12 protein-coding genes and 3 pseudogenes are annotated in these 13,924 nt (G+C 69.3%); 6 read left to right on the top strand and 9 right to left on the bottom strand.

Annotation, left to right across the window (positions count from 1 at the left end):
- The first annotated feature begins 68 nt into the window (after positions 1-68).
- Positions 69-959 carry an SDR family oxidoreductase gene (locus tag NUT86_RS33075; protein ID WP_274738982.1) on the top strand — a complete coding sequence of 297 codons (891 nt, stop codon included), beginning with the start codon at positions 69-71 and terminating at the stop codon, positions 957-959.
- 597 nt (positions 960-1,556) lie between these two features.
- Here the strand turns inward: NUT86_RS33075 and NUT86_RS33070 are convergent.
- The 3 genes and pseudogenes from NUT86_RS33070 to NUT86_RS33060 all read right to left on the bottom strand — a co-directional run bounded on the left by NUT86_RS33070 (position 1,557) and on the right by NUT86_RS33060 (position 3,307).
- Complete coding sequence (locus NUT86_RS33070; protein ID WP_274738980.1) at positions 1,557-2,096, bottom strand: cysteine hydrolase family protein; 540 nt, start codon at positions 2,094-2,096, stop codon at positions 1,557-1,559.
- A gap of 14 nt (positions 2,097-2,110) precedes the next feature.
- Positions 2,111-3,135 (bottom strand): annotated as a pseudogene (ligD, locus tag NUT86_RS33065) (non-homologous end-joining DNA ligase).
- A complete protein-coding gene (locus NUT86_RS33060; RefSeq protein ID WP_274738979.1) occupies positions 3,119-3,307 on the bottom strand; it encodes a hypothetical protein in 189 nt (62 codons plus the stop codon). The pseudogene ligD and the gene NUT86_RS33060 overlap by 17 nt, the downstream one beginning before the upstream one ends.
- Before the next feature lie 239 nt (positions 3,308-3,546).
- On the opposite strand from NUT86_RS33060, the gene NUT86_RS40510 reads away from it, so the two are divergent.
- From NUT86_RS40510 to NUT86_RS33035, 5 genes are all read left to right on the top strand, one after another.
- Positions 3,547-3,840, top strand: a complete 294-nt coding sequence (locus tag NUT86_RS40510) for a sigma factor (protein WP_342456268.1) — start codon at positions 3,547-3,549, stop codon at positions 3,838-3,840.
- Between the two features lie 684 nt (positions 3,841-4,524).
- The gene (locus NUT86_RS33050) at positions 4,525-5,205 is read left to right on the top strand and encodes a HemK2/MTQ2 family protein methyltransferase (protein ID WP_274738975.1); all 681 of its coding nucleotides are present in this window, start codon (positions 4,525-4,527) and stop codon (positions 5,203-5,205) included.
- Positions 5,189-5,455: a CDGSH iron-sulfur domain-containing protein gene (locus tag NUT86_RS33045; protein WP_274738974.1), complete on the top strand. Its 267-nt coding sequence runs from the start codon at positions 5,189-5,191 to the stop codon at positions 5,453-5,455. The genes NUT86_RS33050 and NUT86_RS33045 overlap by 17 nt, the downstream gene beginning before the upstream one ends.
- The gene (locus NUT86_RS33040; RefSeq protein WP_274738972.1) at positions 5,452-6,501 is read left to right on the top strand and encodes an iron-containing redox enzyme family protein; all 1,050 of its coding nucleotides are present in this window, start codon (positions 5,452-5,454) and stop codon (positions 6,499-6,501) included. The genes NUT86_RS33045 and NUT86_RS33040 overlap by 4 nt, the downstream gene beginning before the upstream one ends.
- Before the next feature lie 50 nt (positions 6,502-6,551).
- The gene (locus tag NUT86_RS33035; RefSeq protein ID WP_274738970.1) at positions 6,552-7,319 is read left to right on the top strand and encodes a 2OG-Fe dioxygenase family protein; all 768 of its coding nucleotides are present in this window, start codon (positions 6,552-6,554) and stop codon (positions 7,317-7,319) included.
- Here the strand turns inward: NUT86_RS33035 and NUT86_RS33030 are convergent.
- The 6 genes and pseudogenes from NUT86_RS33030 to NUT86_RS33005 all read right to left on the bottom strand — a co-directional run bounded on the left by NUT86_RS33030 (position 7,245) and on the right by NUT86_RS33005 (position 13,912).
- Positions 7,245-8,432 (bottom strand): carboxylate-amine ligase, encoded by a 1,188-nt coding sequence (locus NUT86_RS33030; RefSeq protein WP_274738968.1) that lies wholly within the window; start codon positions 8,430-8,432, stop codon positions 7,245-7,247. The genes NUT86_RS33035 and NUT86_RS33030 overlap by 75 nt on opposite strands.
- 328 nt (positions 8,433-8,760) lie before the next feature.
- Positions 8,761-9,804, bottom strand: a pseudogene (locus NUT86_RS33025) (catalase-related domain-containing protein); the annotation flags it as partial.
- Positions 9,805-9,806: 2 nt separating this feature from the next.
- Positions 9,807-10,118, bottom strand: a pseudogene (locus tag NUT86_RS40740) (PAS domain-containing protein); the annotation flags it as partial.
- A 744-nt stretch (positions 10,119-10,862) separates the two neighbouring features.
- Complete coding sequence (locus NUT86_RS33015) at positions 10,863-11,228, bottom strand: hypothetical protein (RefSeq protein ID WP_274738966.1); 366 nt, start codon at positions 11,226-11,228, stop codon at positions 10,863-10,865.
- A gap of 168 nt (positions 11,229-11,396) precedes the next feature.
- Entirely contained in the window at positions 11,397-13,601 is a 2,205-nt protein-coding gene (locus tag NUT86_RS33010) for a heavy metal translocating P-type ATPase (protein WP_274738964.1), read from the bottom strand.
- A 2-nt stretch (positions 13,602-13,603) separates the two neighbouring features.
- Positions 13,604-13,912 (bottom strand): DUF1490 family protein, encoded by a 309-nt coding sequence (locus tag NUT86_RS33005; RefSeq protein ID WP_266449584.1) that lies wholly within the window; start codon positions 13,910-13,912, stop codon positions 13,604-13,606.
- Between the last annotated feature and the right edge of the window lie 12 nt (positions 13,913-13,924).

Here is a 13,924-nt window from a genome sequence, read left to right as displayed (position 1 = left end):
GACCTGGCCCCGCTCGCCCGCTTCGCTCAGGGCACCCCACCATTCTCACTCAATGAAGGAGACGCGAAGTGGCAGGCGACAACCGAGCCGAGCAGAACCCGGTCACCAAGCACCCTCAGCCGGAATTCGAGCAGCAAGATCAGGCCCACCCGGGCTGGACGGGGCCCATGGACCCTCCGCCCGACCACGGGGAGGAGTCCTACCGGGGCAGCGGCCTTCTGGAAGGACGCAAGGCCGTGGTGACCGGCGGGGACTCCGGCATCGGGCGGGCTGTCTGCCTGGCCTTCGCACGCGAGGGCGCGGACGTCCTGTTCACCTACCTCCCGGAAGAGGGCAAGGAAGCCGGCGAGACCTCCCGCCACATCGAGGAAGCCGGGCGCACCCCGGTGGCGGTGCCCTGCGACATCCGCGAGGAAGAGCAGTGCGAACGTCTTATCGAACGGGCGGTGACAGAGTTCGGCAGGATCGACATCCTCGTCAACAACGCCGCCTACCAGATGTCACAGCCCGACGGCATCAGCGCCATCACCACCGAACAGTTCGACCGCGTCGTCCGCACCAACCTCTACGGCATGTTCTGGCTGTCGAAGATGGCCATGCCGCACATCCCTCAAGGCGGATCGATCATCAACTCAGCCTCTGTGCAGGCATACAAGCCCAGCCCCCACCTGCTCGACTACGCGATGACCAAGGGCGCCATCGTCACCTTCACCCAGGGGCTCGCTCAGATGCTGGCCTCCGACGGCATCCGCGTCAACGCAGTCGCCCCCGGGCCGGTGTGGACTCCTCTGATCCCGGCGACGCTCCCGGACACCACCACCTTCGGCAAGCAATCTCCCCTGGGCCGGCCGGCCCAGCCTGCCGAGATGGCACCCGCCTACGTCTTCCTCGCCTCACCCCAGGCCAGCTACATCACCGCCGAGGTCCTCAATGCCACCGGCGGAACACCACTTCCGTAAGGAGCCGGTGGACCGCTCGTGGAGGCGCCGGTACGCCGTCCAGCTGAGGTCGCACGCCGGAGTCCAGGGAGCAACGCGGCCCGCCAGAGGATCTCGTCGCACAGCAGACGGCCGAGGCCCGCGATCGTGGGCTGGCCCAACAGCGCACTCTTGGCGGCACCCCGCCGTCCTGACAGCAGGTCCGTCGGCTCCGCCCGGCCCACGGCCAGGGCGTCGGGTCCCAACCGGTCCAGTTTTCGGCCGACGCCCGAATCGTCTGCCAACTGCGTTCCCTGGGGCTTGTGTTGATCGCGGTAGCGCAGGCCGGCGCCGCCGAGGTCAGCACACGACAGGCATGCGCGGCAAACGGTTCGTCGGAGGAACGGCACCACAGGTGAGCAGTCTTCAGCTCCGTCTCGGTGAGTTTCGTCTTCCCTGGCGGATCAGGCATTTTCTCGTGCGGGTCGCGTACCTCGCCCAGGCCCCATCTCTCCATGTCAGTGATCGCCCAGCACCAGGGGCCGAGCGATAGCACTGGAGACACAAGGAAGAGATCCGGGCAGTGGGACGGGAACAAGAGAGAGCCCTGCGACTCGACAGCGAAGTCATCCTTCCAGCTCAGAAAATCTCCTCAGCGGTGGATCTGACGATGCGGGCCTGCATGTTGCCTTCCATCATGCGCAGGGCGGCCTCGGCGAGATCAGGGTGGATATGCGCACAGGCGTCCTCGACGACGGTGACACCGAAGTGCCGGATATGCGCGTCGAGCGCCGAGTAGAGCACGCACTGTTCGGTGACCTGGCCGCCGAGCACGATCGTGTCGATGCTGTGCTGGCGCAGGAGATATTCGAGGGGCGTCTGGTAGAAGATCGGGTGCCGCGCCTTGACCACGAACAGCGACTCCTCATCCGGCCGGAGCGGCTCCACGAGGTCCGCGTGCGGGCCGCTGAGCACGGTGTCCAGCAGCTCGTCATGGTGCGAGCGCCACAGCCCGAAATTGTCGTTGACGTAGATGACCTGGGCCTCGCTCTGCCGGGCCCGTTCGATCAGCGAGGTGAGGTGCGGCAGGACCGTGCGTACCGAGGGCAGGAGCAGTTCGGCGTCCTCGTGGTCGTAGGAGTTGAGCATGTCGATCACGATGAGTGCGGTGTCGGACATGGCGCGGCTCCTGGTCAGCCCCGGGCCGGACGTTCGCGGACCACGTCCTCTGTTCGCTTGTCGTCACGCAGGCCGAGGAACCGCGGATGGCGCAGCATGTCGTCGCGGGTCCACTCCGTGAAGCCGATCTGGGCGACGAGTTCGGGCCGCACCCAGTGGACGCCCCGGTCACGCACGGACCCGTCGAATGGGGAAAGGTCGCACCCGCGGGCGTCGAGCAGGGTACGGACCGGCGCAGGGTCTGCTGGTCGAAGCCGGTGCCGACCTTGCCCGCATAGCGAAGGGCGCCGTGCGCGTGGTAGCCGAGGAGCAGGGCACCGAATCCGGTTCTGCTGCCGGCTGGTTCGGTGAAGCCGCCGATAACGAACTCCTGGCCCTGCGCGCACTTGAGTTTGAGCCAGTCCGAGGAGCGGCGGGGAAGGTAGCGGCCGGCTGCCCGTTTGGCGATCAGCCCCTCCCAGCCGCGGGCACAGGCATCCTGCAGTTCGCGGGCGCCGCCGTGGTTGCGGTGCGGGGTGAAGCGCAGTGGCTGTCGAATGTCCAGCGCCCTGCGCAGCAGGGACTTGCGGGTGCGCAGCGGCAGCCCGTTGAGGTCGCGGCCGTTCAGCCGCAGCATGTCGAAGACGTAGTACGTCACCGCGACGCCGCTGGCGCGGGCCTGCTCGTGGTCGGTGAGCTGCATCCGATGCTGGAGGCGGGCGAAGTCAGTGCGGCCGTGTGCGAAGGCGACGATCTCGCCGTCGACGGTGAAGTCGCGGCATCCCTGGCGGCCGAGGGCGTCGACGATTTCCGGGTAGCTGGAGTTGACCTCGCGGCCGGTTCGGGACAGCAGCCGGGTGCGGTCAGGTTCGCGCAGGCCGAGCGCCCGCACCCCGTCGAGTTTGCGTTCGAATATCCACTCATCGTCGAATTCCCGGCGGTCGCTGAGCACGGCCAGCATCGGGCGCACCGCGTACTCCTCGCCGGCCGGGGCGTCGTCCAGCAGCGCCTGCTCAGCCGGGGGTAGCGCTGCCGCCAGCAGCTCACCTGTCCCGGTCATCACCGCTCCCTCCGCCCGGGGCCTCCTCCTCGACGACGCGCTGCAGGATCCGACCGCTGCGGACGGACCGGGCTCGGCGGGCGTCGGGGGTGTCACGACATCCGGCTCGCTCGTCGCCCTCCACGTCCAGCAGCCAGCACTCCCGCTCCCCGGGACCGCCGGTCGGCGTCATGGATCTGCTCCACGAAGCAGGGTGCGTCACCGGACGGGGCCTGCCCGCCCTGCGGCTCGCGGGTCCGGCCGAAGTGCCGATTGCCACGATACGTAGTCAGCTTGTTCCTACTGGTCACGGGCCCGCCCACCTTTCTCTGGAGGCCGCATCTCTCACTTTGGCGCGCGGCGGACAGCGGCGCATGTGCACCTGCGGGCTCGCGCCGCGGCCTTTTGCCTGCCCATAGCGGGTAACACCACGTGTCACAGGGCACTCAACAGCCTCAGAAGGTACGACGCGCTGGAAGAGGGCGCCCACGAGTACCGGTACGTGCGCAACACGCTCTGGTGCGCTACGCCGCCCGACATTTCTCCGCCTGCAGGGAGCCCACCGTGGCCATGCTGCAGGTCGGTACGATCGGCCTGATCAAGGCCATCGACCGCTACGACGTCTCACGTGGCGTGGAGTTCACCACGCTCGCCGTCTCCTACACCCAAGGTGCGATCACGGACGAGGCAGAAGTGGCAGAAGGAATCGTCGCCTCCAACGGCTGACACAGCGAGCCATCGAACGGCCCCACAAGCCTCCGGCTCCACGCACCAGACCGACCTCATCTCCGACCTCGTCGGCGCCGAAGACCGCCCTGGCACTTGCCGAAATCATCCAGCCCGCAAGCCGCACTTGGCCAGCGACCGCACCCTACTCGAACTCCCCCTCGGCGCCGAGATGACCCAAGACTGCCGGGCGCAGCCTGCCGCTCCTCTCGCGGGTTACAGATGACTGCGTAGGCAGTTGGCTCCGTAGGGCGGGGCTGCGCTCAGGGGGAGGGGCAGACGGACCGGCGCCCAACCGCTGCTTGCCCGGCGTGATCGGCCTAAAGGAGAATCTGCGCGCCGAGACCTCTATGCCTCAGTGTCCTCCCTGCAGGGGACGCGCGGGCTCACCGGCCGTGCCCGGCATGCCTCCTTCTCGTCGTCGCTCGTGACGGGCCGCGTTCACCATCGCGTCTCGACGATCGCATTTACCGCAGCACGCGCTGGCCCCCATACCTCCAGGCTCGGGCATTGCACCTCAGCGCGGCCCGGTTCATCGCCGGAAGAGGGACGCAGGCATGGCCCAAGGTCATGACCACGACACTACCGCCAGGTGGCCAGGGGATCGGATAGCTAGCAGGCTGGAGAAGACGCGCGCGGACCCATCCAGATCCTGGTACCCGGCTCTCGGAGCGGAGGTGCCGTATGAGCACGTGGCCGGCCACGGCCCCCGGCCTGCGGCCGCTGGTGACGCTTGCCGGTGTTTATCTTCCGCAGCACGACACGCGGCTGCTGTTGCGCGCCCTGTACCGCGAAGGTGTGGGGGCGGGCACCGAGCTCCTGGACCTCGGTTCGGGCAGTGGGGCCCTCGCGGTGGGAGCGGCGCGGTGTGGCGCTCTGGTCACTGCCGTCGACATCTCCTGGCAGGCAGTCCTGGCCACAAGGATCAACGCCTGGCTCTCCCGGCAGCGCGTCACCGTGCGTCGCGGCGATCTGACCGCAGCTGTCGGCGGCCGTTCCTTCGACGTGCTCGTCAGCAATCCGCCTTACGTCCCCGCACCCGGCAATCAGACGCCCCGGGGGCCGTCCCGCGCCTGGGACGCGGGACGCGACGGACGGCTGCTCGTCGACCGCATCTGCGACGCCGCGCCGCGCGCGCTCCGCCCCGGAGGCGTCCTGCTCATGGTCCATTCCGGACTGTGCGGCACCCAGGACACCTTGGAGCGCCTGACATCCGCGGGGCTGCGGGCGACGGTCAGCGACCGCGCGGTCATACCGTTCGGCCCGGTCCTGCGCTCCCGGCTGGCCTGGCTGCGGTGCCAAGGCCTGCTGGACGAGGTCCAGGACACAGAGGAACTGGTGATCATCCGTGCCGAAAACTCCTGAGCGGCCACGCCGCATCACCCTCGTCCGAAACGGCCCGCTCCTGGTGGAAGGGCCGGTGGAAGTAGTCGGTGACGACGGTGCAGTAGCCGTCTCCCGACGCTTCACCGTTGCGATCTGCATGTGCCGGCGCAGCCGCAGCTACCCCTGGTGCGACACCAGCCACCGCAATCGTTCGAAGCTCCCGCCCGACCGTGCAGCCGGCACCGACTGCCCAGCAGCCGACCGGACCACCGAAGGAGACCAGCAATGAAGGCCGACCTCGGAGCCGCCCGGCCCGGCAAGCCGCAGCTTCCGCGACCGCGCGGCTACCTGTCCGACGCGGTGATCTCGTGGCTCCGCACCGGGAAGGGACCCTTGCCGACGCGGGAGGAGGTCCAGCGTGAGGGCCCGTACGGGGCAGATCTCCAGCTCGCCCTCTACGTGCTGTACGAACTGCACTATCAGGGCTTCGACGGCGTGGACGACGACCGCGAATGGGCTCCCGCACTGCTGTCGGTGCGGCGCTACCTGGAGGAGGCGTTCCTCCGGGCCCTCCGCGCTGACGTCCCGGCGCTCGGCGCGCAGGAGGCGATGGCCGGCCTCCTGACCGAGCCCGCCACCGACGACGGCAACAGCGTCAGCCACTACTTGAAACGCGAAGGCCGACTGTGGCAGCTGAGGGAGTACGCCGCCCTCCGCTCGCTGTACCACCTCAAGGAAGCCGACCCGCACGCCTGGGTCCTCCCTCGTCTGCGGGGCCGCGCCAAGGCCGGCATGGCCGCCATCGAATTCGATGAGTTCGGTGCCGGGCGGGCCGAGGACATCCACGCCCAGCTCTTCGCCGACCTCATGGCAGACCTCGCCCTGGAAACCGCGTACGGGCACTACCTCGACCTGGCTCCCGCGGAGACGCTCGCCATCGTCAATCTCATGTCCCTGCTGGGGCTGCATCGGTCACTGCGCGGGGCACTGGTCGGTCACTTCGCCACGGTCGAGGTCACCTCGTCGCCAGGATCACGACGCCTCGCAGAAGCCATGCGCCGCACAAGTGCCGGCCCAGCCGCGGAGAGGTTCTACGACGAACACGTCGAAGCCGACGCCGTCCATGAACAGGTCGTCCGCACAGAAGTGGTCGATGGTCTGCTGAAGGACGAGCCAGACCTGGAAACCGATGTCGCCTTCGGAATCGGTGCCACCACACTTCTCGACAGCCGACTTGCCGGATATCTGCTCGCCGCCTGGCGGGAGGACCGCAGCGCACTGCCGGCGCCATTGCCGCACGTCCGCACCCGCAGGTCCACACGGAGCGTGACCTGAAAGCGCGTCCTCATCGGCAGGGCCGGGCGAAAGGACGACAGGAGGGTGTGATGGACGAGAGTACTGAGTTCTGGACTCCGGCGGAGACCACGGCCTTCCAGGAGCCTTCGCCCGCCGTGGCGGCGGCTCGCGAGTCCTTGGCCTCGACCGGCGTCCACCTCATGCCCGCAGCCGCCGTGAGGGCACACTTCAGCTCCGGAGAGGAGGAGTGGGCGCGCTTCGCCTCGCATTGGGAGGGCCTTTCCCAGGACCGGTATGCCGCCGAACGCGGCACCTGCCGGCTGCGCCGTTACGGACGGTTCTCGCTCACCCCCGCCACCGGCGAGCTGACCCAGTTGCCGGACACCCCGTTTGTGCAGCCGGATCGGAGCAACCCGCTCTACGTGGACGTCGACCGGCACTTCGATCCGCTGACCGACGCCTTTGTGACAGACCCGCTGCTGCGCTCGGTCGTGTCGCTTCTCGGACACGTCGCGGGCGCCCTGGACTCCGCCCCGTGCTGGATCGCGAAGGTGCATCCGTTCCGGGTTGTCGCCACGGCGGGCGGCGAAGGGCAGCCGACTCCGGAGGGCCGGCACCGCGACGGAGTGACGCTGGTGTCTTCGTTGCTGGTCGGACGCAACAATGCGAGCGGGGGCCGGAGCAGCGTCTTCGCTCCGGAGGGGCCCACTCTGCTCTCGGCCACTCTGGACGAACCCGCGAGCCTGCTGCTGTCGGACGATCGCCGTACCTTGCACGGCGTGTCACCCATCCGTCCGCTGGATCCGTCCCGGCCTGCGCACAGGGACGTGCTGGTCACCACTCTCACGCCGGCCTGACGGTGACGCCTCCCGGTGGACGTCCTCCCGGTGGCTCTCCTCGTCGAACGTCAGCCGCTCGAGATCATCCACTACGTCCGCCAGGTGTGCGCGACGGCGCCACGAGGTCCGCTGACGCTGAGCGCCGCAGCCCCGCTCGGCGAGCCGACGCAGGAAGCCGACGGCCCGGTCGAGATCCCCGTGCTCCTCCAGCGCAGGGCGGACATGCTCGACGAGCCGGGCGGCCTGCACGGAGGAGGGCAGGATCCGGCCCGTCAGTGCATCGACCCCCTCGCCCGCCCACCCGTCGCGCGCGGCTCGCCAGTAGGCGGCGCGCACCAGTTCGCTGCAGGTCTCGGGGCCGGTGTGGCCGCGCTGTACCAGCGCGCCGGCCGTCACCACGAGCGCCCGGATCAGAACCGCCAGGCCGACGGTGTCCGTCGCCTCCGCCGGGACATCCATGACCCGGATCTCCAGGGTGGGGAACTGGGGATTGGGTCGCACGTCCCAAAAAGGGACGCTGGCATCCAGCATCGCCTCCGACTCATGCAGGGCGGCGGCAAGCCGCTCGTAGTGGTCCAAGGACTCGACGTACGGCGGGGGCCCCAAGGCTGGGAAGCGGCCCCTGATCACGGTGCGCCAGCTGGCATACCCCATGTCCCGCCCGTCGAGGAAAGGCGAGTTGGCACTCATCGCCACGAGCAGCGGCAACCACGGCCGCAAATGATTACCGACCAGCACCGCCACCTCCCGATCCGGCAAGTGCACGTGAATGTGTGCGGCGCAGATGGCGAATCCATCGAGCAAGGCCCCGAACTGGTCCAGGCCCGCCCGGTAGCGCGGATGGTCCCCAACGATTGCCGGGCCCTCGCGCCCAATGACCGGTGTACCGGAAGCACAGACGCCGAGCCCTTCGGCCCGCGCGGCTGCTGCGGCGGCCCCTCGTACGGCGACCAGCTCGTCATACAGGGCGGCGCCCTCCCGGCAGGGAGGCGTTTTCACCTCAACCTGACACTCATCGAATTCCCCCGAGACGAGGTCACCCACCGCCTCCCGGGCCCGCGCCACCACCCGCCTGCCCAGCGATGACACCGCCCGGCTGGCTGGATCGACGAGAAAGAACTCTTCCTCCACGCCCAGCAACGGAGCCGGGGCGCGGCCCGTCGGCCCACCGGGGCACTGCCCGCTGGTCATCCTCCCTCCGGCCCCTGCCGACTCTCGGCCACTGTTCCGGGCCGGCGGCCGCGGGAGGGACCGGGAGAAGGCCCGGTCGAGCAGGCCCGCCGGCCCGCGCTCTCGCCCAGTGCGGTCCTGGATCCCACCGAACAGGCGGTGGCACCGGAACCTTCGATGACATCCACCGTCATGGCGCCTCCTTGCCCCGGTTTCTCCTGTTTACGCCGTACCCGGCCAGGGCGCGACTCCAGGAGCCGGGGGCGGCAAGCGACAAACTCGCCAGGCCCTAGGCATCCGTAGAGAACCGCGCCCACACACGGTGCTGGCCGAGAAGTTGGGAGAGCTGATCCAGGGTGCCGGAGCCGTCGTTGCTGATGACTACGCCGGGGGCGTCAGTGGGGACACCTGCGGCCTGGAGGGCGTCCTCGGCGCCGGCCCAGCCGCCGAGTGCCTTGCCGTGGCGGAACGCCTCGGACAGCATCAGCAGGACCCGGGGGTCAGTCTCGGTCCGGCCCGCCGCGGGATCACCGGCCTTGGCGTCACGCGCGCCATAGGCGTCCTTGCCGGGTCCGGGGGCCCCGGCGAGCACGAGGGCGTCGAACTCGATGGAGCGGGCGGTGGCGAAGGTGCGTTGCACAGTGATCGGATCGCCGGCCGCGTCCAACTTGCCGCCGGCCGGGGCGATGACCAGGGGGACCATGTCGGCATCGAGCACGGCCTGCCGCAGCGCGCGTACCCCCTCAAGGTCACCGTTGTCGTCCGCGACGATGCCGATGATGCGACCGTCCAGCGGCCAGGTCCGGCCGATCTGGGACAACGCCGGGCTGGGGTCGACGGAGGCGAGGGGGCGGTCGGCCTCGGCAGGCGGCAGCCCGAGACCTGCGGCGACGCCCTCGCAGAGTTCCGGGTCGATGTTGGCGAGGACCCGCAGTGCCCGCTCCTTGATGGCTTGCTCGTAGCACTTGTTGAGCTCGAAGGTGTAGGCCGCGATGATGTGCTCGCGTTCGACCGGGGTCATGCTGAGCCAGAAGCGGCGGGGCTGGCTGAAGTGGTCGTCGAAGCTCGCAGGTGCTTCCCGGACCTTCTTCGCGGACGGGAGTTCCACGGGTACCTCGATGTATGCCCCGGTGTCCGCTCCGGCGAGGAAGAGGCAGCCACCGTCGAGGGAGTTAGGCCGGTAGGGCGCCACGCCGCTGTGGACCGCGTCCTGGTGGAAGCCGTCCCGCGTCATGTCGTTGACGGGGGCGTGGGTGCGGTTGATCGGGATCTGGGCGAAGTTGGGGCCGGCGAGCCGGGTGATCTGGGTGTCGAGGTAGGAGAACAGGCGGCCTAGTGCTGTTCGTGAACGAGCAGCGGCGCAGCGTACTGCCCGAGCGCCTCCTCAGCGGTATAGCCGAATAGCTTCTCGGCCTCCGGGCTCCACAAGACGGTCCGCCCATCGGCATCCAGCAGCACCGCGGCAACGCCGAGAAGATCCATCAGTCCGCTCGGCTGCGACGATCGCTCCTCCGGCTGGCCGGCGTCAGCCGGACGCCCATCGGCTGTGCTCACACGGGCACTCCTTCCATACGCCGGACCATAAGGACCTCTGCTCGCGCCAGTCCGTGGCCCTGGCCCGTACCTATGGAGTGCTTTGGCTTCCATGGTCCTCCTTGGAGCGGCCGACCGCTCACGCGCTGGAGCAGGATGGTCCCCGCCCCTTTCCAACTTGATCATTTGTCGTGAGCGCTGCTGGAATCAGTGGCGTACCTGGTAGGTGAGGCTGCTCCAGGTGAGGGCCTGGGCCGCTCGCGCGGCGGGGCCTCCAAGGTCCACCTCAGTGCCGACGGCCGGTGCCGCCCGCTGGTGACGTGTCGCTCGGCGTCTCGGGCGTGGTTGGCTGGCGGGGGCGGCCGGGGGTGCGGGCGGCGCCGATGCATCGCAGTGGCGTTCTGGTCGGCTATCCGGCCCTAAGAGGTGGGGTGGTTGGGCGTCCTGATCGGGGCGTACGAATCTCACAAGCCGGGATCCAGCCGGCCGCGGCGGGCAGGCGGGCGCAGCAGTCACCGCCCCGCACGAGGTCGTACAGCTCCACTGACTACTGGTTTTCGGACCCGTCAGGTTTCCCTTTTCAGGGCCGCATGTTCACCGAGTCGATCGCACAGCGGACCAGTCCAGCTCGCCATGGGAGCTGAGCTCGTCGAGACCAGGCGATGGAGCTTGGCTCACACCCGCGCCTTGGCCCACTCGGAAAAGGGCCGATGGGACGTGGCTCCGGATGGCCCGAACGACGCGGAGAGCAACTGCTGCCATGTACATCCCGACGTGGCCTCGAACCGATCGCCGCGAGCGAACCGCACTGGTCATGCAGGAGACCGCGGGCGAGGGATCCGCACTGCCCCCGGCGGGTCACCCCACCTGCGACTTGAGGTGGTCGACCACGTCGGTGAACTCCTTCGTCGGCGAGAAGTCGAGGTACTCGCAGTCCTCAAGAGCCTCCGGGGCGTGCCCGGATGCCCAGTAGAAGGCTTGCCCGGCCTCGTAGATGTCGTTCCCGCCCGCTGTCCGCATCTTCAGCCGCCCCTTGAGCAAGTATCCCCAGTGGGGGCATTGGCACAGATCACCGGGCAGACCTCTGAAAGCCGGCGCCAGGTCCGTGCCCTGGGGAATCGTCACGAAGGCGACAGACATGTCTCCCCCGACTTCCTGCATGCGCAGTTCCACACCGCCGCCTTCGATCGCAATGGGAGCGTCGTTCCGCGTCGTCGCAGTCATGCTTCCTCCTCGTCGAGCCCGCCGTGGGATATAGGGAACGCCGCCCCTCCAGCCTGCTGCTCGCCCCCTGCCTGGGGCTGGTGGACCGGGCGGCACCGTAGGCGGCTTGGGTGGCGAGCAGGTACTTCTCCCCGGAACGGTGCGCGGAAAGGTAGTTCAGCAGTGCCCTCATTGCACTCGCCGGTCCTCCAACGGGGCCGCCATCAGCATGTCCTCATCGGTCGGGGGGAGATGCGGGGTGTGGTTGACCAGTCGGGCCGAGTTGGCGACGACGGCGATGCTGCTGGTGTTGTGCAGCAGGGCGGCGAGGACCGGGTTGATCGAGCCGCCGGCGCCGGCAACCAGCCCCACGAGGTTGACGCCGATGGCGAGGCCGTAGTTCTGGCGGACGAGGCGCAGGGTGTGGCGGCTGAGTTCGACGACGGCGGGGACCTGCCGCAGGTCGTCGCCGGGCAGCGCGATGTCGGCGGTTTCGAGGGCGACATGGGAGGAGTGTGCGCCCATGGCGATGCCGACGTCGGCGAGGGCCAGGGCGGGGGCGTCGTTGGTGCCGTCGCCGACCATGGCGACCGTATGGCCCTCGGCCTGCAGGTCGCGGATGAGTTGGAGTTTGCCCTCGGGCAGGGCATGTGCATGCACTTCGGCGATGCCCAGGCTGTCGGCGACCACCTGCGCAGTCTCTGGTGCGTCGCCGGTGAGCAGTACCAGACGGGACACCCCCAGATCTCTGAGCTGTTGGATGACGGCGCCGGCCCCGGCCCGTACGGCGTCGGAGACGCCGAGCAGGCCGATCAGATCGTCGTCGTGAGCGATGCAGATGACGGTCTCGCCGCCGCTCCGCAGCCGCTCGGTCCAGCTCTGGGCCTCTTCCGTTAGCTCGACGCCGTGTTGGCGCAGCAAGGCGGGGCTGCCCACGAGCAGCCGGGTGCCGTCGAGTTCGGCGCGCATGCCCATGCCCAGGACGACCTCGCAGGCTTGGTGGATGGGCGCGTGGAGGTGCTGTTCTTCGGTGTGGGCGACGATGGCCTGGGCGAGGGGGTGGCGGGCGTGCAGTTCGCCGGAGGCGGCCAGACTGAGGACCTGGTTGGCGGTGAAGTGGTCGCTGAGGGTGACGACGCTGGTGACCAGGGGGCGTCCGAAGGTGAGGGTGCCGGTCTTGTCGAAGACGACGGCGGTGACCCGGCCGATGCCCTCCAGGTGGGTGCCGCCCTTGATGAGGGTGCCGCGGCGTGCGCCGTTGCCGATGGCGGCGCTGATGGCCGTGGGGGTGGCCAGTCCGGCCGCGCAGGGGCAGGCGATCAGCAGCATCGTCATGGCGCGGCGGGCATCGCGGGTGACGACGTAGGTCAGTGCGGCCAGCGCGAAGGAGACGGGGACGAAGCGCTGGGTGAAGCGGGTGGCGACGGTCTGGATCGGTGCCCGGTCGGACTGGGCCTCTTCGACCCGGCTGATGATCCGGCCGACGGTGGTGTCCGCACCGACGGAGGTGGCACGGACGGTCAGTGAGCCGGAAGTGACGATGGTTCCGGCGTAGACCTCGGCCCCGGCGCGGGCGTAGACGGGCAGCGCCTCGCCGGTGATCGCGGCCTGGTCGACGAGGGCTTCACCCGTGACGACGCGGCCGTCGACGGGGATCCGGTGGTGCTCGTAGACGGCGACCAGATCGCCGGGCGCGACCTCTTCGAGCGCCACCTCGGTCTCGATGCGCCCCTCGCCGTCTGCGCGTTCTTCCCGTACGAGCCAAACGCGTTCCTCGCCGATGGTGAGCAGCTCCTCGATGGCCCGTCGGGTCCGGCGGAGGGTGAGGGTCTGCAGGAATTCGCCGATGTTGAGGAGCCAGAGGACGGTGAGGGCGACGACGTTCTCACGCAGGACGAGCGAGATGACGGTCGCCGCAGTGACGAGGGTGTCGGTGCCGGGATGGCTTCGGCCCCGCAGGGAGCGCAAGGCACCGCGGAAGAAGGGCAAACCGGTGAAGAGGGTGATCGCGCCGAGGAGGCCGGAGGAGCCTGCGGTGATGCGGGGGCGGCCGAGCAGCCGGCGCAGGGCCATGAAGGCGAGGACGGCGCCGCCGACGACCAGCCGGGCCAGTTCGCCGGTGGAGGAGTCGGGGGTGGAGCGGGTGGGTTTGGCGGGCGCGGAAGGGGGCGGGGGCTCTTCGAGGGAGGTGACCAGGCGATCGACATCCAGCAGGTCCGGGGCCATCCAGATCACGACGCTGCCGGTGCGCGGGAAAATCCGCAGCGCCCGGAAGCCCCGCATGCCCACCAGACGCTCATCGACCAGTCCGGCGCTGCCGGGGCGTGCCCGTACCCAGGGGACGGTCAGCCGGACCCGGCCCGAGGCCACGGACCGTACGACCACATCGGACATGGTCAGTGCTCATGCCCGTGGTCGTGCTCGGTGGCTACCGCAGAGGGTGGCGGGACCTCTTCGCCCAGTGATGTACGAGCCTCGGCGAGGACATCACCGGCCTTGAGCCGGGCCTCTTCCGCGGCCGAGGCCAGCCACCGGCTGGTTCGGATGCCGCCGGCCAGACCGTTGATCACTGCCTTGCGGGCGGCGGGTTTTGCCTCGGGGAGGCGCTTGGCGGCGCCTTTGATGATCAGGGCGCCCACCACTCCGGAGACGGCATGGTGAGCCAGCCATCCGGCTGCGCCGCCGGCGAGTGCGACGGGGTGCATAAGGACTCCTTC

The sequence above is a fragment of the Streptomyces sp. G7(2002) genome (assembly GCF_028870195.1).
Lineage (GTDB): Bacteria > Actinomycetota > Actinomycetes > Streptomycetales > Streptomycetaceae > Streptomyces > Streptomyces nigrescens.
Note: the sequence above shows the minus strand (reverse complement) of the source record. Positions and strands in the feature narration are given on the sequence as shown.